Consider the following 21,147-nt stretch of genomic DNA (forward strand, 5'->3'; position numbering starts at 1 on the left):
TGCTAGGCGGCGTGGACAAATTTGAGCCAGTATCTGGCGGTGGCTAGGTAGACCATTCCGAGGAAGCTATTGGCCAATTGATCGTAGCGGGTGGCAATGGCCCGGTTGATTTTGAGGTGGCCGAACATGCGCTCGATTCGGTTCCGCTGCTTGTAGAGCGCCCGGTCATACTCGATCTTCACGCGGCGGTTTGATCGGCCGGGTATGACGGGTTTAATCTTCCGCTCGGCGAGATCGGCGCGAATGGTATCGGCATCGTAGCCCTTGTCCGCAAGGAAGGCGTCCGGTGCACGAGTCCCCCTTTTCCGCCCGCTGCCGAGACATGGGCGCGAACTGTGGTGCTGTCGATGCTGTAGTGGCCGCTGTCCGCCATGACCTCGGCGAGCATTACCGCCACGGTCTCCCAGACCCCGGCCTCGCTCCAGCGTCGGAACCGACGATAGATGGTGTTCCAACTGCCGTATTTGGGCGGGACATCCCGCCATGGAGCGCCGCAGCGGAGCCGCCAGAGAATGCCGTTGATGATCGAACGATTCTGCTTGGGAGGTCTACCTCGGCCGCGTTTGTCAGGGTCGATGGGCAGCAAGCCCTTGAGAACACGCCATTCTGCTTCGGTGAGATCGCCCCTGCTCAAACCTGCCTCCAAAAAGCAGCCTTGAATCAATCCTCTTGGGCTACGTCAATCGCATCGACGTCCGAAATTCCGTAAGGCGGATATACTATTCCGCCAAGGTGATGGACAGTTCGAGAGGGCTGTCGCTATCCGCGAAAAATCGGCTGCCATCCTCAAACTCGATCACCACCTCTCCATCGCGGTGGCGCATGACACGGCGAACAACCTTGCCAATCAGCATCGACGTAGCTCGTTCGCTCTCTTCTTCCAGTGTCATTCCCAATGCTAACAACCCGATCGCAGGAAAGCGACCCTGCTAACATCGAATTTGTCCACGCCGCCTAGGGTCTGCGGTTTGCGGATTGAGTGGCAAAGCGCATGCAGTCCTGGAAAGTAGGTCGTGGGAGGGGGAGGAGTGTCGCGATGGTGACAGCTCTTCCTACTCAGACCTTTGCCATTGGCCGTTGCCAGCAGAGCCAGAGTTTATGATTGCCAGCACTTCGCAGCTGGTCCTCTAAGGCCGAAGCTTATCCATTTGAGGGCAAACGGCTTGTTATCGGGTCGCAGTCGCCGGCGCCAACACCGAGGCCTGAACGCGGGGCTATCTCGGTTCTAGATGGTTACGATATCCAAACTGCATTTGACGAAAACACCGGTGGCATCGATCATTAATTACGCACCGGCGCCTGATCCAAATTACTCAAATGCGGGAACGTGCCTATGGTTGGCGTTGACAGGTTCAAGGAGATCGAGATCGAAGCGATGACTTGGCGCCGGTACCTGCACGAGAATCCGGAGCTTGACTATCGGGTGAATGACACAGCGGCATTTGTGGCGGAAAAGCTGGCTTCCTTCGGGATTAACCACATCGAGTGCAGGATAGCTGAAACCGGCGTGGTTGCGTTGATCCAAGGTCAACTCGGAGATGGGCCCACTATCGGGTTGCGGGCCGACATGGACGCTCTGCCTATACTCGAAGCTTCAGGCAAACCTTGGACGTCGAAAAGGTCCGGACAGATGCACGCGTGTGGTCACGACGGGCATACTGCAATGCTCCTTGGCGCCGCGAAATACCTCGCCGCGACCCGGAACTTCAAAGGGTCCGTTGCCCTGATCTTCCAACCTGCCGAGGAAGATGGCCGCGGCGGCCAAAGAATGGTCCAGGAGGGGATCATGGACCGTTTCGGGATATCTCAGGTCTTTGGCATGCACAATTGGCCAGGCATGGAGGTTGGTGCGTTCGGCATTTGCGAAGGTTCGATTTTTGCCGCGCTCGACGAGTTCGATATTGTGGTCAAAGGCAGAGGGGGTCACGCGGCCGCTCCCCATCTGACAATTGACCCCGTCGTTGTTGCAGCTCAGATCATTTTAGGCTTGCAGACACTAGTCTCACGCAACACGGACCCCACCGAGTCCCTGGTGATCTCCGTCACAAAGCTGAACGCCGGACAAGCTTACAACATCATTCCCGAACGCGCGGAGATTGCCGGAACAGTCAGGACACTGTCACCGATTTTGCGCGACTTCGCTGAAAAACAGATTGAGGCGTGCGCGGAAAATATTGCACGCGCTTCCGGGGCGAAGGTCGAGTTTCAGCATCGCCGCCTGGAGCCCCTCACTGTCAATCATCCCGATCAAACGCGTCGGGCAACAGAGGTGGCGCGTGCTCTGGTCGGCCATTCATCGGTGAACCCCAAAGTCAAACCTAGTTTGGGGTCAGAGGACTTCGCGTACATGCTAGAGGCGCGGCCGGGGGCATGTATACTGCTTGGAAATGGATCGACTGCTGCTCTCCATAATCCAACCTACGACTTTAACGATGAAGCACTGCCATACGGCATTGGATACTGGGTCAACTTGGCCGAGGCTGCTCTAGCACCATGACATTGTCCAAGCAAAACAACCTTGGCTAATCAAGGCTGAGATCACAAGAAGAGGGTAACGACATGAAATACGAAATAAATCGCCGACGATTGCTGCAGGCGACATCGACCGCCATGGCGGCTGGCGCTCTGTCTTCAATTGCGGGCCGCGTTGCGGCCCAAACACCCAACCAGATCAACGTAGTGCTAGGCGGCGGCGATTGGGGAAAGGCTAACATTGAGGCTTACGCTAAGCCATTTGAAGCTGAGACCGGTATCAAGGTCAACCCAATCACCGACGACATGGGTATGGGACAGGTCGAGTTGATGGTAAAATCGGGCAATGTCACGGTAGATGTCGGGGCGCTTACGCAAGGGTCCGGCTTGGTCGCAGCTAAGAAAGGAATTCTTGAAGAAATTGATTACTCCTTGTTCAGGAAAGAAGAGCTAGACGGAATTTATGAATTTGCCAAGCAACCGTTTGGCGTGGCAAATTTGATTTACTCATATAATATGGTATATAGCACAGACGTATTCCCAGCTGATAAACCCCGGCCGACAAACTGGGCTGAATTCTGGGATGCTGATAAGTTTCCCGGCGTTCGCACCTTGGTGTCCGGCCAGTTTGGTTCAGAAGGACCCTGGGAAGAGGCCCTGTTAGCGGACGGTGTATCTCCCGATAAGCTCTACCCGATGGATATCGACCGGGTGTTTGCCAGTTTGGACAAAATAAAGCCGCACATCCGTAAGTGGTGGAGCAGCGGATCAGAGATTCAACAGATGTTGCATGATAAGGTCGTTGACATCGCTCAATCGTATGACGGAAGAGCTCTACTGTTGATCGATCAGGGCGCCGCGACGGAGATCAATCGAAACCAGGCGAAGCTGCAGTGGGATTATTGGGTCATTCCAAAGGGTTCACCCAACGCGAAGGCTGCGCAGAAGTTTATCGAATTCGCCACTCGCGCGGAACGTCAGGCAGCATTTTGCCAATTGTTTCCTGAGGGACCAAGCAACGGCAATGCGTTCAAACTTCTTCCCGAGAAAGTTGCGCGCAAGCTCCCTACCCACCCAGATTACATCAAGAGCAGCGTTTCCATCAACGGCAAATGGTACAATGAGGTAGGCCCCAGCGGTGTTTCCAACACTGAGATGCTTATCCAGCGGTGGAATGAGTGGATCCTGCAGTAGGGTTGGTTGAAGTGCGAAAGTCCGGTCGGGGTAACTCCATACCGGGCTAAAGTCGAAACTGATGCTGAAAATGTGACGGGGAGCGGGGTAGCCCACTAGCCTCTCCGCTCACGGCATCGGGTACGACGGCAGAAGGTACGGCAAATGCCTGCTAATGCACGCCAGCGATGGTGGAGGAGCCACAGTGAACATGCACGCAATGAATACCGCCCCCCGTTCGGAAGTTGACGCTGCAGATGTGAACCAATCGGTGCCACAAATTCAGTTCAGCAGTGTTACCAAGATGTACGGGAGTGTTCCGGCGGTCAGGGATCTGTCGCTGACCGTGCGTCGCGGCGAGTTCTTGACGATTCTCGGCCCGAGCGGCTCGGGTAAGACCACTACCCTGATGCTCTTGGCCGGCTTTGAGGCCCCGAGTTCGGGTGATATTATGATCGCCGGCCATTCAGTGGCTTCGGTCCCGTCCTACCGGCGCGATCAAGGAATTGTGTTCCAGAGCTATGCGCTGTTCCCGCATCTCACAGTGGCTCGAAACCTGGAATTCCCTCTCGAAATGCGGGGCATGGCTCCCGATCAGAGGAAGGTTCGGGTAGCCCGTATGCTTGAGCGCGTGCATCTAGGGGAATTCGGCGGTCGCATGCCATCCCAATTGAGTGGCGGTCAGCAGCAGCGCGTGGCGCTAGCCCGCGCGCTGATTGCCGATCCACCCTTCCTATTACTTGATGAACCGCTTGGCGCACTCGACCGTAACCTGCGTGAGCAGATGCAGATCGAGATGAAGAGCTTGCACAAGGAGTTCGGTATCACGACGGTGTGCGTTACGCATGACCAGGAGGAGGCGCTTACTCTGTCAGACCGGATTGTTGTAATGCGCGCAGGACGTGTCGAGCAAATCGATACACCAGAGGCCCTCTATGATCGGCCATCATCGTGCTTTGTCGCTAAATTTCTGGGTGAGGCGAACATTCTCGAGGATGCCTTGTTGCTGGCCAGAGGGGGCAACGCGCCGCAAATCGGCACCGTTGCGATGATAAGGCCAGAGCGCATCAGTGTACTTCCGAAGACTGCGGAGTGGGCTCAAACGGACCAGCGGCAATATGTTGCCGGTGCGGTCGACGATATGATTTTTGCCGGCCCTCTGCGAAAATACCATGTTCGCGTTGGCAACAATGTTCTCATCGTCCGGGAACATGTCGCGGCAGACCAACCTGTTTTCCAGCCAGGCGAGGAGGTTTGCCTCACGTGGCTGCGGTCAGACATTCGCTTCGTTTCGCCATAAGCGATTGATAAGGGATATCCATGAAGCTTTTGCGCAGAATGGCCAAGGTGCCACTTGGGTTAACCGCGCCCGCGTTCGCGCTTTTGCTTGTGGTTTTCGGTGCCCCTATAACCTTGCTTTTCCTAAGCAGTGTCAATGCCCCCGATTTCTCGTTCCAATACTACGGAGCGTTTTTCGCCCAGCCAGCTAATGTGCGGGTGCTCTTTCAAACGATAGAAATAAGTCTGGTCGCAACTGCCATCTGCTTAATCGTAGGCTATCCAACCGCGTATCTGATCGTCACGGCATCCAAGACTCTGCGCATGACGCTCATCGCTCTCGTGATCATCCCCTATTTGACCAGTGGGCTGGCGCGTACCTACGCATGGATTGTTATTCTTGGGGATCGCGGGGTCATCAACAACATCTTGCTGGACGTCGGATTGATCGATCGACCTCTGCAACTCATCTATAACCGAACCGCGGTCTATATTGGCATGGTCCACATCATGCTGCCGATGATGATACTTCCCTTGGTTAGTGCGATGATGGGGATCGATCGGTCCTTGATGGCTGCTGCACGCAGTATGGGAGCGGGACCTTTCACCGCTTTCAGGCGTGTATTTCTCCCCCTTAGCATTCCAGGCGCACGGAGTGGCTCGCTCCTAGTTTTTGTGTTCTGCCTAGGATTCTATATCACGCCGGCGGCACTTGGGGGATTGCGCGATGCCATGCTTTCAACCTTCATTGCGGCCGAGGTGAATAGCTCGTTCGATATTCCGCGCATTGCCGCTGCGTCCTTCATCCTTCTCGGGTTTGCCATTGTGGTGCTTTCCATGGTCGGGCTTGACCTCTCCGGCAAACAAGAGCAAAGCCAAACTCGAGCTCCGAAGGGCTCGATGTCCCGACTACCCATTGTTCTTGTTATCAAACGAAACTTCAGCGAAATTCTGCGTCCCTATCGTGTCAAACGGTGGACGGGACGGCGCTACGTGCCTGGGGCGGAAAGGCGATGGCCTAAAGTCGTCGCGATCGTTTTTATCGTTTTGGTGATGGCCTTTCTTTTATTCCCAGGGATAATCGTTGTCATCATGTCGTTCAGTTCCGGGGCATTTTTGCAATTTCCGCCTTCGGGCCTGTCGCTTCAATGGTATCGCTCGTTTTTCGGCGATGCATCTTGGAGCGGAGCAGCTTGGACCAGCGTCGAGATTGGTGTCGAGGTAGCTGTTATTTCTACTCTATTGGGAACACTTGCTGCTTTCGGATTGAGCCGAATAAGCGCAAGACTTCGCGGCGTGCTGACAATGATCATAATCACGCCTATCACCTTTCCAGTTATCGTGGTCGGTATCGCGACTTATCTGGGTCTCATCCAGATTGGTCTAATCGGCACAAAGGGTGGTATCGCCCTCGCTCACAGTATCGGCGCTGTTGGAATTGTGGTGGTGATCGTTTCTGCGACGTTGGCCAACTTCGATCGGACGTTAGAGCAGGCGGCCAAGAGTATGCGTGCCGGACCACTGCAAACGTTTTTTCGCGTAACACTGCCGTTAATCAGGCCGGGAGTGATCGGCGGCGCCATGTTCGCATTCCTCCAGTCATTCGATGAAGCGGTCATAACGTCTTTGGTCGGCGGTCTGTCGGTGCGGACGTTGCCCTTGAAGATGCTGGAGAATATCCGCCACCAAATCGACCCGACGATTGCTGCAGTCGCTTCTCTTTTGATGCTTCTGCCTTTAATCTGGATGCTTGTCCTCTATGCCGTCTGGTGGCGTTCTCGACCGAGCATGCAGCGAACATTACAGGAAGCCGCTGCCTAACTGGCGTGGCAGATCCACTTCCTGATGATGCGTCCGACCTATTCCTACGGACTGGCGACAAGCATCTGTTCGGGGCTTCAACGGGCGGATAAAATGGCCACCTGGTCCAAAACGGAAACCAGTAAAGCTCTTGCAATTATCATCTGGCACATGCGGATCAAGGATTCGGACTATGTCTGGGATCGGCCGGCCTTGCTCGCCAGCAAGCTCAGACCTGCCGATCCTCTTGCTGCGCGCCAGGATGGAATTCGAGGTCAACGGCGCTGACCGGATCGCACAGATCCTTCGCCCGTCTGAACAACGAACAGCTAGCCAACGTCAACCGGCTGATCGCGCGATTTCTGAAATCGGCTACCCACCGCGACTTTGACCTTCCTCCTCCCTTAGTGCACCGGGATCAAGGTGACGAACCAAGGGACAGGTCAGCAGAGCGAGCCCTGGTCATCTGAAAACGCGATGGTGCCGTCTCGGACATTATATTGGCGAAGTGGTGACCGCGTGTGCATAGTTCCAGGCGAAAAAAATAGCCGTGTACAAGACCATATGCCCGGTCAAAGTCGCCAGATCACCCGCAATAGGTTAAGCAATGAACGAAGCACCACATCTTACGTTTGATCTCGATGCGCATGGCGTGAGCAGAGGACACCTCGTTGTGCCGGGAGGCGCCGACCATGAAGAGTTCTCGCTTCCGGTTTTTAGTCTTAATAAGGGCGATGGACCGCGCCTTCTTATCACCGGTGGGAATCATGGCAATGAAATGGAGGGGCCATTAGTCGCGCGGCGGCTTATCGAGTGGCTGCCACAAGCGCAAACCAGTGGTAGGATCATCGTGCTGCCAGTGCTTAATCCATTGGCAGTTCAAGCATGGAGCCGCAATACTCCGCTTGATGGTTTGAATCTGAACCGCGTGTTTCCGGGCCGTGCCGACGGGTCTGTTACGGAACGAATCGCGGATGCGGTTTCACGCGTATTGTTGCCAAATGCCGACATCGTTTTCGATCTGCACAGCTTCGGCCCAACGTGGGATTTTCCCCCGGCGGTCATCACGCATCCAATTGCTGATGCGGATCTCATGGCTAAGACGCTCGCAATGGCAGCGGCATTTAAGCTGCCCGTAACATTGCTCTGGCAACATGACGACACGGCTGGGATGTTCGACAGTTGGGCACATAGCCTAGGGAAGGTATTCGTTTGCGCGGAATTCGGCGGTGGTACGGTTAGCGCAGAAGCTCTAGCGATTTATGAAGCTGGAGTTCGCAACGCGCTCGTTATGCTTGGACTCGTCGAAGGAAAAGTCGAGGACGTGTCTTTCCGTAACAAAAGGTCCAGTCAGACCCTTGAGACGCTGATATCAGACGAGTTGAAATCGCCCGCGCAGGGTATCTTCGAACCTCGCTGCTCTGTGTTGGATGAAGTGAGGTCGGGAGATCTTATAGGTATCCTACACTCTATGGATTCTGTTTCCGCTCCGTCCATTGACATCCGAGCGCCTGGGCCATCAATCGTCCTAGCCATAGGATCGGGCGCGCATGTCGACCGCAATGAAGGGGTAGCCATCCTTGCGCGGCCGCTGCATAACTAGAGGTACAGATTAGCCGCGCCTTGGCCAGCTGTAGTAACTCCGGTATGAAGGCACTGGCCTCGACTGGAGCTTATAGGCCAGCTCCTCGGATCGATCAGCGGCTGATCCTGTCTTCCAAAATCATGCCAAAAAGATTGCTTGATCCTTGATCGCTTGGTTTATACTAACCATGGTTGAAAGTGGCGGTCCGAGATGGGAGCTGGCCGGACGGATTGATCGCCTAGCTTCTGTTATGGAAGCAGGGGCGACGATCCGGCGCACCGCGACCAAGAGGGGAGGCGGACGGTGCCGTCCCCGCTGACGCCCGTAAAACAACTTTATCGTATCTTAAAACGAGATGGGCACGTTCGGGGCTTTATATTGGCAAAACCGATTCCGAACGGGGCATAACTTAGGACAGAGCGCGCAAATCCGGCCGCAGCTCATAGCTTGGCCAAACTCGAGTATAATTCAGTGCAGATCAAAGACGTCATTCTCACGCCCGGCAACGGCGCCTTCTTTTATGACGATCAAGCTGCCATTAGGGCAGGGGTTGGCCAGGACGGTTTTGTTTACGTCGGCGAGCCATTGACGCCCGGCTTCCGTGATATCCGTGTTCCGGCAGCTTGCTTAAGCGTCGGGCTTGTCCTGGAAGACGATATGGTCGCCTGGGGCGATATGATGGGAGTGCAATACTCAGGGGCTGGCGGGCGTGACCCCCTGTTTGACGTCGGAGCCATCATGGATCTCACGTCACGTGTTGTTGTCCCGCGGCTCTTAAACATTGATGCGTCCAGCTTTTTGACAGCCTGCTCCAGTGTCTTCGATCTCCATACTGGGAAACGACTCCCACTATGCATCGAATATGGGGTCAGCCAAGCCCTTTTAAGCGCTGCTGCCCATGCTGCGCGTCGTACCATGGCGGAGGTGGTTTGTTCGGAATTTTGCCTATCCATGCCGCATCGTCGTGTCCCAATTTATTGCCAGAGCGGTGATGCGCGCGAAATCAATGTCGATAAAATGATCCTGAAGGGGGTGGATGTGATCCCGCATGGCCTCATCAACTCGCGTAGCAAATTCGGCGTTGGGGGAGAAACCTTTCTGGATTTCGTCAAATGGGTGGCGCACCGCGTCAAGCAAATCGGCCAACCAGACTATTCTCCGGTGCTGCATTTCGATGTGTACGGCTGGATCGGTATGGAGATCGGGCTCGACGTCCAGCGCATCGCCGACTTCATCAGTAAGGTTGCTGACGCGGTTCCGGAGTTCACGGTGAATATCGAATCGCCAGCCGACTTCGGGTCTACGCCGGCGCAGGTCGAAAATTACGGGCAGATCGTCGGCATTCTGAATGCGCGCGCGTCACGTGCGCGCATCGTTGTCGATGAACGCTGCAACACCTTAGAGGATGTGCGTCTGTTTGCGGAGGCTAAGGCGACCCATCTCGTGCAGATCAAGACGCCGGACGTGGGCTCGATCGCCGACAGCGCCCGTGCGGTGCTTCTGTGCAAAGAGAACAACGTGGACGCCTATGTGGGAGGCAGCTGCAGCGAGACGGATCTCTCCGCGCGAGCGACGGTTCACATTTCGGTGGCAACACAGGCGGACATGATGCTCGCGAAGCCTGGCATGGGCATCGACGAAGGTCTTTCCATTGTAGGCAACGAACAAAATCGGTTGCTCGCCATGCTTGATCGGCGTCGGGCACAAAACCTGAAAGCCGCGTAGGAAGCGCCCTGATGCTAAACAGTCTCAAGGACATCACGGTTGTGGCGGTCGAACAGGCCGTTGCAGCTCCCTACGCATCGTCTCGCCTTGCTGACGCAGGCGCCCGGGTGATCAAGGTCGAAAGGCCCGAAGGGGACTTTGCCCGAAACTACGACAAGCTGGTGCGGGGGCAGAGCGCGTACTTCGTCTGGCTCAACCGGGGTAAGGAGTCGGTCTGTCTAGACCTGAGGTTGGAGGCGGATCGCGCCGTCCTCGACACGCTCATTGCCAGTGCTGATGTCTTCATCCAGAATCTAAAGCCGGGCAGCATAGAAAAACTGGGGTTCGCGTCCGCTGATCTGCGTCGACGATATCCGCGGCTGATCACCTGCGACATTTCTGGTTTCGGGGAGTCAGGGCCGTATTCCCATTTGAAGGCCTACGATCTGATCGTCCAGGCCGAAACAGGTCTATGCGCTATCACCGGCAACCAACAGGGGCCTGCGCGTGTAGGGGTCTCGGTTTGCGATATCTCGGCGGGCATGACAGCGCACAGCGCCATTCTTCAGGCACTGTACCACCGCGAGGTCACCGGCGAAGGGACCAGCATCCAGGTGTCACTGTTTGATGCCGTCGCCGACTGGATGAACGTGCCGGTTTTGCAAAATGATTACAGCGGCTACCAGACGGTACGCGCAGGCGTGAAACACCCGTCGCTCGCGCCGTATGGTGCCTATCGCTGTGCCGACGGCAAAGAGGTCATCTTTTCGGTTCAGAATGACCGCGAATGGGTGAATTTCTGCGAGAAATTCCTGAAGCAGTCCGGGCTCACACGCGCACCTGGTTTTGCTGACAATATGGAGCGCCTCGCTCATCGTGCGCAACTTGATGAGATCATTGAACAGCGGTTTTTTGAACTATCCTGCCACGATGCGATGCAGGAGCTCGAGGCGGCCGGCCTGGCATATGGCCGACTGAACGAAGTGGTGGATGTTTCAAAGCATCCACACATTCGCAGGGTGCAGGTTGGAACACCCGATGGAGCCGTCGAGACGATAGCGCCGGCGGCGATTTTCAACTCGGAGCTCCCCTCGCTTCGCCCAGTCCCGGCTCTTGGCTCTCATACCGAGGCTGTCCGCGAGGAGGTGCGGGCGCTTTTGCGCGAAAGAGCCGCGTCAGCGTGAGCGCGCGTTTCAGTAAGGTGAGACTGCTCGCGGTTTACAAAATGCCTGTGTACCTCGGATCATTTCAGCGCACCGGCCGCCTAGAAAGCTCACTGGCAGCGCCCGCGCTAAAATCGGCCGCAAAGGCGTCTCCATGATCAAGGACACCTTTGCGGCCGTTGAAGGCGCGATGTCTGTACCGCGCTGGAGATCCCTGCTCTTCGTTCCTGTTCACGTTCCGCGCTTTGTAGAGACGGCCCATGAGCGGGGCGCAGATGGCGTCATTCTCGACCTGGAGGATTCCGTGCCCCAGGATCGGAAAGGAGAGTCACGGCAGCAGCTTCCTGAATGCGTGGCAGAGGTGGGCCGGAAAGGCGCATCTGTTTTGGTCCGCGTGAATCATGGTCTGCGCGCCTTGGCGGCCGATCTCGATGCAGCCGTGATGGCGGGTGTTGACGCACTGGTTCTTCCGAAGACGGATTCGGCAGAGTGGGTTATAGAGATCGCGAATGCGGTTTCGGAACTAGAACGTGAAAGAAATCTTCCGCAGGGAGGCATCCGGTTCCTTGCCCAGATTGAGACCCCGGGCGCCTTGCAAAGGCTTGCGGCCATTGCGTCGGCGCATCCAAGGATGGTCGCAATGGCGCTTGGCCCTGAAGACTTCAGCGCCGCTGTTGGCGGCGCCCCAGGATTCGACCTTCTTTTGACGCCGAACCTTTCTGTTCTGTTTGCCGCCCGCGCGGCCGGCTTGCTCCCGCTGGGCTTCATAGGAAGCATCGGCGAGTTCTCGGACACGCATAAACTTCGTGAGGCCGCGGTGCGGGCGCGGCGGCTTGGCTTTGCCGGAGCTTTGGCGATCCATCCGACACAGGTGGCCATATTCAATGAGGCTTTCTCGCCAAGCGCCCAGGAGCTCGAGTGGGCCCATAAAGTTGTCGCGGCGGCAAATGATGCCGCCACGCGTGGACTGTCCGCATTCTCGTTGAATGGCAAAATGATAGATCCGCCAGTGGTGCGGCGCGCCCACGAGATCCTGATTCTTGTGGGCAACAACTGACTGGCCTGTTATCAGCGGCTGAACAGGAGCGAATGGCACTACACCGCGCCGGGCAAGCCGATGCAAAATGGCTACGCGATTCCCTCAACGGCCGAATGCGAGACGAGCTGTTGAACGATGGCCTGTTCTTCGGCCTCGACCACGCCCGCAGTGCCACTGCCGAATGGAGGCAGGACCTAAATCCTGTTCATAACACTCATCTGTCTATGTCATTTGAGTGAATAGGTTTTGCTGATCTGGATGCGATCCCATGGGGTATTTTGGGTTTTGCCGCGCGCGATGAACGATGCGCTGAGCCGCCGGTTCGTCAAGCGTTGATCGGCTGAAGACCCATGGACCGTCCGGCAGAGGATGAACGCCTTCGATCGACGCGAGTCCACCGAAGGCGATGCAACGCGGCTCGCCATTGTCAAGCAGACCACGCCAGCAGGAATAGCGCGGAATGTTGTGCTTGGTTCCCGTGTAGCGGACCGTCAGCTCGCGGCCGCAGCGCCGGCAGCGGACAAGGTCGGCGAGCAGAGCGTCGCCATGCTTGGGCGCCCCGTGATGCCGGCTCGTGGGCACGTGGTCGCTCACCATCTTGCGGATCGCTTCCGCCTTTCCCAGCCGACGTAGCCTTCGTGTGCACCCGGAATCAGCGCCAGCATCTCGCGCCTTACGGCGGCTGCGCGAGCGAATGGCGGCATCTGCGCGGTCTGCGCGTCGTGCGGGTTGGAGAAGATCGAACTGATATGTCGTAGGCTGGCGCGGTATGGACCTCTCCCCGGTTCGCTTCGTGAGGACCCGATGCTGCGCCCGAATCCTCCAATTGCGATGGGGTGTGGGAATTGGCCGTCGGGTCCTGCAGCAGTGTCACCAAGACGCCAAGCGTTCTGGGATCGATATGTGGGGCAGGGCAATGCGCCACGCGGTGCAGACCGCGATCAAACATCCAGGCCGGAACTTCCAGCCACCGATCGGAGGCGTGGCGGGAGAGACTGCAGCGGAAAACCTCCCGGTCGGCGTTCTCGATCACCTCATGAACGTGAACACAACGCCCGGCCCAAGGATGCCACGGATAAAGAAACTTGCGTTCCTCGGTCCTGTGGGTGTTCTTTCCTGGTGTTGTTCAACACCGTGAGGCCGCATTCCTCGCTCGCTATTTGACCCCGGCGGTCTTCGCCGGAACCCTCGCCGCAACCGGCTCCGACGCTGCACTCAATGAAGGCTTCGCGCCTCCGCCCGTTGCTCAAACCGCGCCATAACAGAAACGGCCGAGGCTAATCGCCACTGGTTGAAAGTTCAGTGGCAGGTCAGAGGGTCTGGCTCGACGGCCTTAGCTTCAGGCTATCCGGCCAATCCCGGCGATCACCCAGCGACACGATGACTGACCAGTGCTCAGCGCCACCGCCGGAGCTGCAAAAAGAGTTGCGTATGATTGAGCGTTCGACCACGTTGCTGTCGATCTTGATATGGCCTCGTCCAGGATGCGCGAGAGGCGCTTCCCAGCGCGAGAGCGTGTAGGGGATCGCCGCTGTGAGCTTGGTCTTCTGACTGATTTGGCCGAGCTTCTCTAGCCGCCCTGGGTCCAGTGCCGTGATGGTTGAGCACTTTTTGCCTGCGTGCAGCAAGGCCTCGTTGGCCTCGGCTACGGATGTCATCCTCGATCTTTTAGAGTTCGCGGATCCTTCTTAGCGCCTCGATCGGGCGCGGCATGGCAGAAGGCGAGCGTGAAGCCGCTTTTCGTCGGCCAGCAAGCGATGGCCCGCTATAGCCGTCGACCTGCAAGTTCCGGTAGAGAGCCTGCGAGATGAGCGATCGCACGCTGGGCCTTTTCGGTCCGGCGCATAGACATAAGACGCCCGGCGGTCCGCTCCCTCCCTAATCAGTCATCGCGGGCATAAATCCAGAGTAGGCCTGTCTTCGTCTTGCCGACCCCGGAACGAGCACCGGCGCGGTCGTCGCACGTCGGCGAAGAGTTTTGGCGAGGACTTCGGTTTTGCTAAAGCAACCGTTCATGGACCAGACGTAGGTGCCAGTCCGGCGCGGCCGACTACCGGCGCTGCCAGCAGCCTGGGCAAGCGAACCAAATTGTAGCCCGCCAAGTTATGCCGCGCCCGCGGTGGCACATCCTCGCAGCTTGACCTTGGCCATGCCGTCTGAGGTCTTGACTGACCGAACCCTCCTCTGACCCCTTAGGGCAGTGCTGACTGAGATCATAGCCCGGATGGCGCTTCGTGCGGTCATCGATCGCTATACGCGAGGCTTGTTGCTTTCTGCTCAAATGGGCGTTGAAGGCAACGCGCGGCGTGATCTTGCTCTTTGCAGGTCCTTGACTGGCGCGTCCTAGGCTTCGCCAGCGCCAGTCGATGCGCCGTCGCGGCGTCTGCGGTCCAACATAGCGAGAGCGGCATCACGCTCGCCTGTGCCAGGCCTGGGTATGAAACTTTCCAGTCAAGCCGGATTGGCCAGCACCTGGGTGCATAACCAACCTGTTGTCGCGGCTTCATTAGCATGAGGTGCCCGGAAACGAAGATACGTATGGACCCCGCCCCGCTTTCCAATTGAGCCTAGGGGCTGCTGATTCCTTCTTCGCCAAGGGTCGTGAACGGCGTGATCGACCAATGGATTAGGTTGATGGGACGATGAGTGTCGCCTCGGTCGAGCAATGGTGGATGAAACTGCGATGACATGTCCGATAGGATCTCTGTAATCGCCCTGCCTGACGCCCTGCCTTCAGGTTTTCGACATAAAATTTCACCTCGGTCACACCTGATCTTAATGTCGCCAGCGATCTAATCCAGTGTGCCAGGAATGAGGTACCGTACGGCCGCACTGCGAGAATGCCTTCTTCGCAAATCCCAGTCCTCGCCGTGACTGCTAGGTGCAATACTGCAAGCCAGCTGAACCAATTGAGGATCTGTCCCCTCATCGAGGCGCGGATTGACTTGGATGACGACGGGTCCAGGCTTCGTCCACGGAGTTCAATGTTCGTTGGCCCAGCTGAGGCCGTGAGCTTGCAAGCAATTCTGTGACACGTTGACGATACGATCATGCTCGTCATTAGTCAGCAGGGTTGGTTGGACAATTCACCTCTCGGAAGAGGAAATGGGGTGGCCGGCCGAAGTCCGCCAGCGGCAATAGCAATGACCTCCTTTCCCATCTTGTTAGCGCCGCTGGTTGCAATGGCGCTTGGTACTGAAGACTTCAGTGCAGCTGTTGGCGGTGCCCCAGAACTCGACCTGCTTTTGACGCCGAACCTTTCCGTTCTGTTCCCCATGCGGCAGTCTCGGCTCGATAGGAAGCATCGGCGATTCTTAGACAATGATAACTTCGTGGGGCCGCAGGCGATCCATTTAAACATCGATGGGGCTTTTCACCAAGCGCACAAGAACTCGAGGGACCCGTCGTGTCCTCGCGGCGAAAAAGATGCGACGGCGCAAGGCAAAGGCGCGTTCACATTGGACGGGAAGATGGTCGATCTACCGGTTATTCGAAGGGTCCGAGAAATCATCTCCATGGATCAGGGCGCCGAGTTGGCCGGTTGAAGCCTCGGCGGGTTGGGTCCATTCTGGACACATAGGTTACGGTTTTGGTCAAACCACACTGAGATGACACGACAGTTAGGCGTCATGTCGCTCTGCAATTATTGCTGTCGCGCCATCACATTTCGAGATAGATTACATCATTGCAGTCCGCCCTCGGAAGAGTACCCGTGGAAATCAGGCAGTTAAGATACTTTGTTGGCGTGGTCGAAGCAGGCAGTTTCACGAAGGCCGCTGGCTTTCTGAATGTCGCCCAGAGTGCGCTGAGTCTGCATGTGCGCCAATTGGAGGAAGGCTTCGGCACTCAGCTGCTGATACGCGACAGGACCGGCGTGAGCGTGACGGCGTCAGGAGCCAAACTCCTGGAGCGGGCGCGGGCGATTCTCAAAGAAATTCGAATTACCGAGGTGGAATTGACCAACACAGCCGCTTCCCCCGCCGGGGAGGTGACTATTGGCATTCCGTCTGGAGCTGCTCGCGTCCTGAGCGGTCCGCTGCTTGAGACGGTAAGACACGAACTGCCCAAGGTGTCCCTCAAGATGGTCGAGGGTATGACGGGACCGCTAGAGGAATGGATGGCGGCTGGACGCTTCAATCTGGCGGTTCTGTACCGCACTGCGGACAGTGTGGGGCGAATGACTGTGCTAGCGCGCGAAGACCTTTGTCTGGTGGTTCCGTCCGGCGAGCCACCGTTTGAAGATGCGATATCTCTGGCCGACCTGCATGCATTCCCCCTGGCGGTTCCCATGCGCAACAACAATGTCAGGCGTTCGGTGGCTGATGTCGTCGCACAACACGGTTGCGCGATGGACGTCAAGTTTGAAGTGGACTCGCTCTCAACGATCATCAACATGGTCGTAGAGGGAAAAGCGCATTCTATTCTCGCCCCGTCTGCCGTTCAGAAAGAAGCCTCTCAAGGGCTGGTCCGGACGGTCAAGATAGTCGATCCGGTAATTACCCGCTCCGTGGTGCTTGCTGTAAATCCCAAAGATGAGCGTTCTGCGGCCGTTTCTGCGGTCCGCAAGCTCATTCCGAAGGTCGCCAGAGAATTGATTGAGAGCCGGGGCTGGGTAGCATCGGCTCCTGACGCGACCTGAGAACCATCGATCTGTAAACAACGGCATGACTTCCTTCCTGTCGGAACAGATCGATCTGGATTCCAGATGGATTTAGGCACTAATCGATATTTGACCCGCTGCGACCATCGCGATGAAACTGGCTCAAGCGAGCTCAGCGGCTTCGAAAATTGAAACGGCGCTCGCATGGCCAGAATCACAAGTGGAGCCCGCGATGTCCCACGCCAGGAGCTACGAGCTCTTCATTAATGGCAAATGGCGAGCCGGTGGTAGCCGAGCCACTTTGCCGGTGATCAACCCGGCGACGGAGAAGGTATTTGCCTCAGTGGCCTCGGCTACGGTTCCAGACTTGGATGAAGCTCTTGCTTCGGCAGAACGCAGCCGCAAGGCGTGGTCCTCACGCCCCGCCAAAGAGCGTGGCGAGATCCTCGTCTCTGCCGCCAGCAATCTGGCTGAGAAAGCTGGCGCCGCAGCCAGGGACCTGTCGTCCGAACAGGGAAAGACGATTGCCGAAGCAACAGGAGAGTACGCGCGCGCAGTCGAAACGCTGGAATGGAATGGCCGGCATGCCGATGAGTTGTCGACCCCGATTCCGTTGGGTCCGAACAGGATGATCGTCCCGGAGGCCCTCGGTGTCGTCGCTGCCTTTACGCCGTGGAACTATCCAGCCGTTCTCATCGCCCGCAAGCTCGCCCCCGCGCTGGCGGCAGGCTGCCCGGTGATCCTCAAAGGGGCCGAAGAGACGCCAAGCGTGGCTGTCCATGTCGTGGAATCTTTGCGTCAAGCAGGGATACCGGAAGGCGTGGTCAACCTGGTGTTCGGTGTTCCTGTGCATATATCACGGCATCTGCTCAGTTCGCCAATTGTCAAAGTCTTGACGTTCACGGGGTCGACCGCTGTTGGGAAACAGCTGGCCACACTGGCCGCGAATAATCTGCAGCGCTGCATCCTTGAGCTCGGTGGACATTCCCCGGTTATTGTGTGCGAAGATGCCGACCTGGCAACGGCGATACCGGCTATTTCGGAATACAAATTCGAGTGCGCGGGCCAGAGTTGTAATGCGCCCAGCAGGATTCTTGTCGCCCGATCCCGCTATGAGGAATTCCTGTTCCGGATGACGGAGGCGGTCCGAAAAATCAGGATCGGTCCACCGGATGACCCTGCAACGCAGATGGGTCCCATGGCAAACGCGCGGCGAATCGAGGCCATGCAACGCCTGACCAAAGATGCGGTAGAGGGCGGCGCCCAAATCGAGACCGGTGGCATCCCCCTTGACCGACCGGGGTTTTACTGGCCGCCAACCATCCTGACTGGCGTACCGAAGGAAGCGAGAGTGCTTCATGAAGAGCCGTTCGGACCAATTCTCACCGTGGCTCCTTTCGATACGATCGAAGAGGCGATCGATGAAGCCAACGCCACGGAGTACGGTCTGGCCGCCTACTTGTTTACTGGCGCGGCCGATACGCAACAGAGGCTTGTGGGCGGTCTTTCTGCGGGCGCTGTTAGTGTGAATTACCTGAAAGGGGTTTCCGCTGATGCCCCTTATGGAGGAGTCAAACAAAGCGGCTATGGATATGAAGGCGGCGAGCAGGGGGTGCGAAGCTTCCAGATTCTGAAAATGGTCAATGGCCTCGGTTCATTTGGATAAAATCCGGTGGGAAACAGAACACGGACCATGGCCGGTAGCGACATCACAAGGAGCGTCGCCGACGCCCTTCAGTACATCTCGTACTATCATCCTCCAGATTATATCCGGTCTCTTTCTCACGCATACACGCGAGAACAGAGCCCGTCGGCGAAGAATGCCATAGGTCAGATTCTGCTGAACTCCCGCATGGCGGCCTTTGGGCGGCGCCCGATTTGTCAGGACACCGGACTTGTGGTTGTCTTCGCAAAGGTCGGCATGGATGCCCGCATTAAGTCAACAGCCAGTTTCGCGGATCTTGTGAATGAGGGCGTACGTCAAGCCTATCTCGATCCGGACAATCCCCTTCGGGCATCGATCGTTGCGGATCCCCTCGCTAGACGGGTCAACACCCGCGACAACACACCGGCAGTTGTCCATGTCGACCTGGTGCAAGGTAACCAGATTGAGATCACCATCGCCGCGAAAGGCGGCGGGTCGGAGAACAAGGCACGTTTTACCACCCTCAATCCCACCGCCTCCGTTTCCGACTGGGTGGTCAATACCGTTTCGACCCTTGGCAGCGGGTGGTGTCCACCTGGACTGATCTCTGTCGGCATCGGTGGTAGCGCTGAAAAGGCGATGCTGCTGGCCAAGGAGGCCATGAACGAGCCCATAGATATGGCGGAACTGATCGCAAGGGGGGCGTCAAGCGCAGAAGAGGGGCTGCGGATTGAGCTTTATGAGCGGATCAACGCGCTTGGTATCGGCGCCCAAGGCCTTGGTGGTCTGACGACAGTCGTTGACGTCAAGGTTGCGACCTATCCTACTCATGCAGCGTCCAAGCCTGTGGCGCTCATCCCGCAATGCGCCGCCAACCGGCACCTGAAGTTTACTTTGGACGGCTCTGGACCCATCAGCCTCCAGCCGCCCGATTTGCGCGAATGGCCCGACATCGGAGCCGACGAATTGAACCCAGCCGGCGTCCGGCGGGTCAATTTAGATACGCTTACGAAGGAAGAGACGGCATCGTGGCGCTGCGGTGAAACGCTCCTGCTTTCTGGAAAGATGCTGACGGGCCGTGACGCTGCCCACAAACGAATGGTCGAACTGATTGATGCCGGCAAGCCGCTCCCAGTCGATCTGAGGGGCCGCGTGATCTACTACGTCGGTCCCGTCCGGGCAGTGAGGAATGAAGTCGTTGGACCCGCCGGTCCAACAACCTCCAGCCGCTTGGACGATTTTACGGACAAGGTGCTCGCCGAAACCGGCCTTTTCGCGATGGTGGGCAAAGCGGAGAGGGGACCGGCGGCCATCGCGTCGATTGTAAGACACAGAACGCCATACCTTGCTGCAGTGGGTGGCGCTGCGTACCTGATTTCAAAGTCGATTAAGGCGGCGCGGATTGTCGCCTTTGAAGACCTGGGCATGGAAGCCATCTATGAATTCGATGTGCAGGACATGCCCGTCGTCATGGCTGTCGATGTTGAGGGAAACTCCATTCACAATTCCGGGCCTCTTGAGTGGCGTAAGCGTATGGCAGCCGACAGCATCGCACGCAACATCGGTGTTTGAGTCTTTCCGGTTGGGCGATTTCGGCCAGACCCGAGCGCCAAATTATCGGGCAAGCCATAAGACGAGCGGCATTTGCGGTGCCCTGCGCCTCGGCGAGCCGGCCAAGCAAGGCCTTCAATTCACCCTAATAGTTGAATGTGCGAGTGAATACTGCATTGAGTATGCCGTCCATGCGATCGAGGGTCGAATGCAGTCGCGCGTCTATCAAGTACGGCAGCGAGATTCAAGAAAATCGGTTATCTATTTATCATGGTCTCCGCCGCCGCCGACTATTCTCTCCAGCTGCACCATTGCCCCGTTGGGCGTTGGGGCGATAGCCAAATTACTTCTGCAGCTTTTCTCAGCGGATCGCTCACCCTCAGCTGATTTTCGTACCCCATTCTGGCACATCTCGGGCCTGGAACGGATGCCTTCCACTGCTACATTCGCTCGTTTCAATTGATGATAGAATTGATCGGCACACAACGCGATGTCATCGCTGAGAGCATAGGTTATGAAGTCGAAACCCGATCCCGTGCAACTCGACAGTTGGGACCTGCGGATCCTCTCCGAAATTCAGGCAGACGGTCGGATTTCAAAAAGTGAGCTTGCAAAACGAGTTCATCTTTCGGCGTCCGCCTGTTCGGAGCGGCTCCGAGCACTCAAGGCCGCGGGGATTATTGAGGGATTTTATGCGCGGCTGAGTCCTGCCCTCATCGGCGGCATGATCTTTGTGATGGTGGAGGTCGTGCTGGATCGTCATCGTCTTGAGGACCAACGACACTTCGAAACTGCTATCCAAGACATTCCGGAAATCCTGGACTGCTGGGCAATTGGGGGGCGCGTGGATTATCTGATGCGGGTCGCATCTCGTTCTATGGCCGCCTATCAGGATTTCATGGAGGGACTGCTGCAGGCAGGCTTGGGGATTGATCAATACTATAGCCTTGTCGTCACGAAACCAGTGAAGTCCAATTCACCGATACCTTTGTCCGCCCTGAGGCAACGGTAACCCAAAAGCTAAGTTTCAACGGCGTTTGGCACGGATCCCGTAGATTCGTCGGCAAAAGGCACCCATTCCGACGAAACTCAAGGGACATTTGCGGTATACTAATTGCTGGAAAAAGGTGGCCGAGC

General features: G+C 57.0%; 17 protein-coding genes and 3 pseudogenes. 16 read left to right on the forward strand and 4 right to left on the reverse strand.

What is annotated here, in order from left to right; genetic code table 11:
• Positions 1-2 precede the first annotated feature (2 nt).
• Positions 3-634 (reverse strand): annotated as a pseudogene (locus tag P9217_RS28775) (IS5 family transposase).
• Positions 635-719: 85 nt separating this feature from the next.
• Entirely contained in the window at positions 720-890 is a 171-nt protein-coding gene (locus tag P9217_RS28780) for a hypothetical protein (protein ID WP_164548526.1), read from the reverse strand.
• A gap of 443 nt (positions 891-1,333) precedes the next feature.
• Here P9217_RS28780 and P9217_RS28785 point away from each other — a divergent pair, with 443 nt between their 5' ends.
• From P9217_RS28785 to P9217_RS28830, 10 genes and pseudogenes are all read left to right on the forward strand, one after another.
• Positions 1,334-2,497, forward strand: coding sequence for a M20 aminoacylase family protein (locus tag P9217_RS28785; RefSeq protein WP_063169316.1), 1,164 nt, complete (start codon positions 1,334-1,336; stop codon positions 2,495-2,497).
• Between the two features lie 62 nt (positions 2,498-2,559).
• Positions 2,560-3,666 (forward strand): ABC transporter substrate-binding protein, encoded by a 1,107-nt coding sequence (locus P9217_RS28790; protein ID WP_063169315.1) that lies wholly within the window; start codon positions 2,560-2,562, stop codon positions 3,664-3,666.
• A 190-nt stretch (positions 3,667-3,856) separates the two neighbouring features.
• Complete coding sequence (locus P9217_RS28795; protein ID WP_224570037.1) at positions 3,857-4,945, forward strand: ABC transporter ATP-binding protein; 1,089 nt, start codon at positions 3,857-3,859, stop codon at positions 4,943-4,945.
• 20 nt (positions 4,946-4,965) lie between these two features.
• Positions 4,966-6,744: an ABC transporter permease subunit gene (locus tag P9217_RS28800; RefSeq protein ID WP_063169314.1), complete on the forward strand. Its 1,779-nt coding sequence runs from the start codon at positions 4,966-4,968 to the stop codon at positions 6,742-6,744.
• 24 nt (positions 6,745-6,768) lie between these two features.
• Positions 6,769-7,011, forward strand: coding sequence for a hypothetical protein (locus P9217_RS28805; RefSeq protein ID WP_127273917.1), 243 nt, complete (start codon positions 6,769-6,771; stop codon positions 7,009-7,011).
• A 319-nt stretch (positions 7,012-7,330) separates the two neighbouring features.
• Positions 7,331-8,326 (forward strand): succinylglutamate desuccinylase/aspartoacylase family protein, encoded by a 996-nt coding sequence (locus P9217_RS28810; protein ID WP_063169313.1) that lies wholly within the window; start codon positions 7,331-7,333, stop codon positions 8,324-8,326.
• 453 nt (positions 8,327-8,779) lie between these two features.
• Positions 8,780-10,033: a methylaspartate ammonia-lyase gene (locus P9217_RS28815; RefSeq protein WP_063170371.1), complete on the forward strand. Its 1,254-nt coding sequence runs from the start codon at positions 8,780-8,782 to the stop codon at positions 10,031-10,033.
• An 11-nt stretch (positions 10,034-10,044) separates the two neighbouring features.
• Positions 10,045-11,196, forward strand: coding sequence for a CaiB/BaiF CoA-transferase family protein (locus tag P9217_RS28820; RefSeq protein WP_063169312.1), 1,152 nt, complete (start codon positions 10,045-10,047; stop codon positions 11,194-11,196).
• Between the two features lie 133 nt (positions 11,197-11,329).
• Positions 11,330-12,232 (forward strand): CoA ester lyase, encoded by a 903-nt coding sequence (locus P9217_RS28825; RefSeq protein ID WP_210326668.1) that lies wholly within the window; start codon positions 11,330-11,332, stop codon positions 12,230-12,232.
• 24 nt (positions 12,233-12,256) lie between these two features.
• Positions 12,257-12,381, forward strand: a pseudogene (locus tag P9217_RS28830) (integrase core domain-containing protein); the annotation flags it as partial.
• 55 nt (positions 12,382-12,436) lie between these two features.
• Here the strand turns inward: P9217_RS28830 and P9217_RS28835 are convergent.
• Positions 12,437-12,811: a zinc ribbon domain-containing protein gene (locus P9217_RS28835; RefSeq protein ID WP_063169311.1), complete on the reverse strand. Its 375-nt coding sequence runs from the start codon at positions 12,809-12,811 to the stop codon at positions 12,437-12,439.
• A gap of 528 nt (positions 12,812-13,339) precedes the next feature.
• Here P9217_RS28835 and P9217_RS28840 point away from each other — a divergent pair.
• Positions 13,340-13,476, forward strand: a pseudogene (locus P9217_RS28840) (IS3 family transposase); the annotation flags it as partial.
• A 48-nt stretch (positions 13,477-13,524) separates the two neighbouring features.
• On the opposite strand, the gene P9217_RS28845 reads toward P9217_RS28840, so the two are convergent.
• Positions 13,525-13,872, reverse strand: a complete 348-nt coding sequence (locus P9217_RS28845) for a transposase (RefSeq protein WP_063169310.1) — start codon at positions 13,870-13,872, stop codon at positions 13,525-13,527.
• A gap of 1,485 nt (positions 13,873-15,357) precedes the next feature.
• On the opposite strand from P9217_RS28845, the gene P9217_RS28850 reads away from it, so the two are divergent.
• From P9217_RS28850 to P9217_RS28870, 5 genes are all read left to right on the forward strand, one after another.
• Complete coding sequence (locus P9217_RS28850) at positions 15,358-15,759, forward strand: hypothetical protein (RefSeq protein WP_063169309.1); 402 nt, start codon at positions 15,358-15,360, stop codon at positions 15,757-15,759.
• Between the two features lie 167 nt (positions 15,760-15,926).
• Positions 15,927-16,853, forward strand: a complete 927-nt coding sequence (locus P9217_RS28855) for a LysR family transcriptional regulator (RefSeq protein WP_063169308.1) — start codon at positions 15,927-15,929, stop codon at positions 16,851-16,853.
• A 193-nt stretch (positions 16,854-17,046) separates the two neighbouring features.
• Positions 17,047-18,480, forward strand: coding sequence for an NAD-dependent succinate-semialdehyde dehydrogenase (locus P9217_RS28860; RefSeq protein WP_063170369.1), 1,434 nt, complete (start codon positions 17,047-17,049; stop codon positions 18,478-18,480).
• 27 nt (positions 18,481-18,507) lie between these two features.
• Positions 18,508-20,031 carry a fumarate hydratase gene (locus tag P9217_RS28865; RefSeq protein ID WP_063169307.1) on the forward strand — a complete coding sequence of 508 codons (1,524 nt, stop codon included), beginning with the start codon at positions 18,508-18,510 and terminating at the stop codon, positions 20,029-20,031.
• Between the two features lie 493 nt (positions 20,032-20,524).
• Positions 20,525-21,022, forward strand: coding sequence for an Lrp/AsnC family transcriptional regulator (locus P9217_RS28870; protein WP_063169306.1), 498 nt, complete (start codon positions 20,525-20,527; stop codon positions 21,020-21,022).
• Positions 21,023-21,147 lie beyond the last annotated feature (125 nt).

The organism is Mesorhizobium sp. WSM4989 (assembly GCF_029625795.1).
In the GTDB taxonomy this organism is placed as follows: Bacteria; Pseudomonadota; Alphaproteobacteria; order Rhizobiales; family Rhizobiaceae; genus Mesorhizobium.

Coding starts and splice junctions, on each gene's coding strand:
- P9217_RS28780 (WP_164548526.1), bottom strand. CDS start 890: ATGACACTGGAAGAAGAGAGCGAACGAGCTACGTCGATGCTGATTGGC.
- P9217_RS28785 (WP_063169316.1), top strand. CDS start 1,334: ATGGTTGGCGTTGACAGGTTCAAGGAGATCGAGATCGAAGCGATGACT.
- P9217_RS28790 (WP_063169315.1), top strand. CDS start 2,560: ATGAAATACGAAATAAATCGCCGACGATTGCTGCAGGCGACATCGACC.
- P9217_RS28795 (WP_224570037.1), top strand. CDS start 3,857: ATGCACGCAATGAATACCGCCCCCCGTTCGGAAGTTGACGCTGCAGAT.
- P9217_RS28800 (WP_063169314.1), top strand. CDS start 4,966: ATGAAGCTTTTGCGCAGAATGGCCAAGGTGCCACTTGGGTTAACCGCG.
- P9217_RS28805 (WP_127273917.1), top strand. CDS start 6,769: ATGATGCGTCCGACCTATTCCTACGGACTGGCGACAAGCATCTGTTCG.
- P9217_RS28810 (WP_063169313.1), top strand. CDS start 7,331: ATGAACGAAGCACCACATCTTACGTTTGATCTCGATGCGCATGGCGTG.
- P9217_RS28820 (WP_063169312.1), top strand. CDS start 10,045: ATGCTAAACAGTCTCAAGGACATCACGGTTGTGGCGGTCGAACAGGCC.
- P9217_RS28825 (WP_210326668.1), top strand. CDS start 11,330: ATGATCAAGGACACCTTTGCGGCCGTTGAAGGCGCGATGTCTGTACCG.
- P9217_RS28835 (WP_063169311.1), bottom strand. CDS start 12,811: ATGGTGAGCGACCACGTGCCCACGAGCCGGCATCACGGGGCGCCCAAG.
- P9217_RS28845 (WP_063169310.1), bottom strand. CDS start 13,872: ATGACATCCGTAGCCGAGGCCAACGAGGCCTTGCTGCACGCAGGCAAA.
- P9217_RS28850 (WP_063169309.1), top strand. CDS start 15,358: ATGACCTCCTTTCCCATCTTGTTAGCGCCGCTGGTTGCAATGGCGCTT.
- P9217_RS28860 (WP_063170369.1), top strand. CDS start 17,047: ATGTCCCACGCCAGGAGCTACGAGCTCTTCATTAATGGCAAATGGCGA.
- P9217_RS28865 (WP_063169307.1), top strand. CDS start 18,508: ATGGCCGGTAGCGACATCACAAGGAGCGTCGCCGACGCCCTTCAGTAC.
- P9217_RS28870 (WP_063169306.1), top strand. CDS start 20,525: ATGAAGTCGAAACCCGATCCCGTGCAACTCGACAGTTGGGACCTGCGG.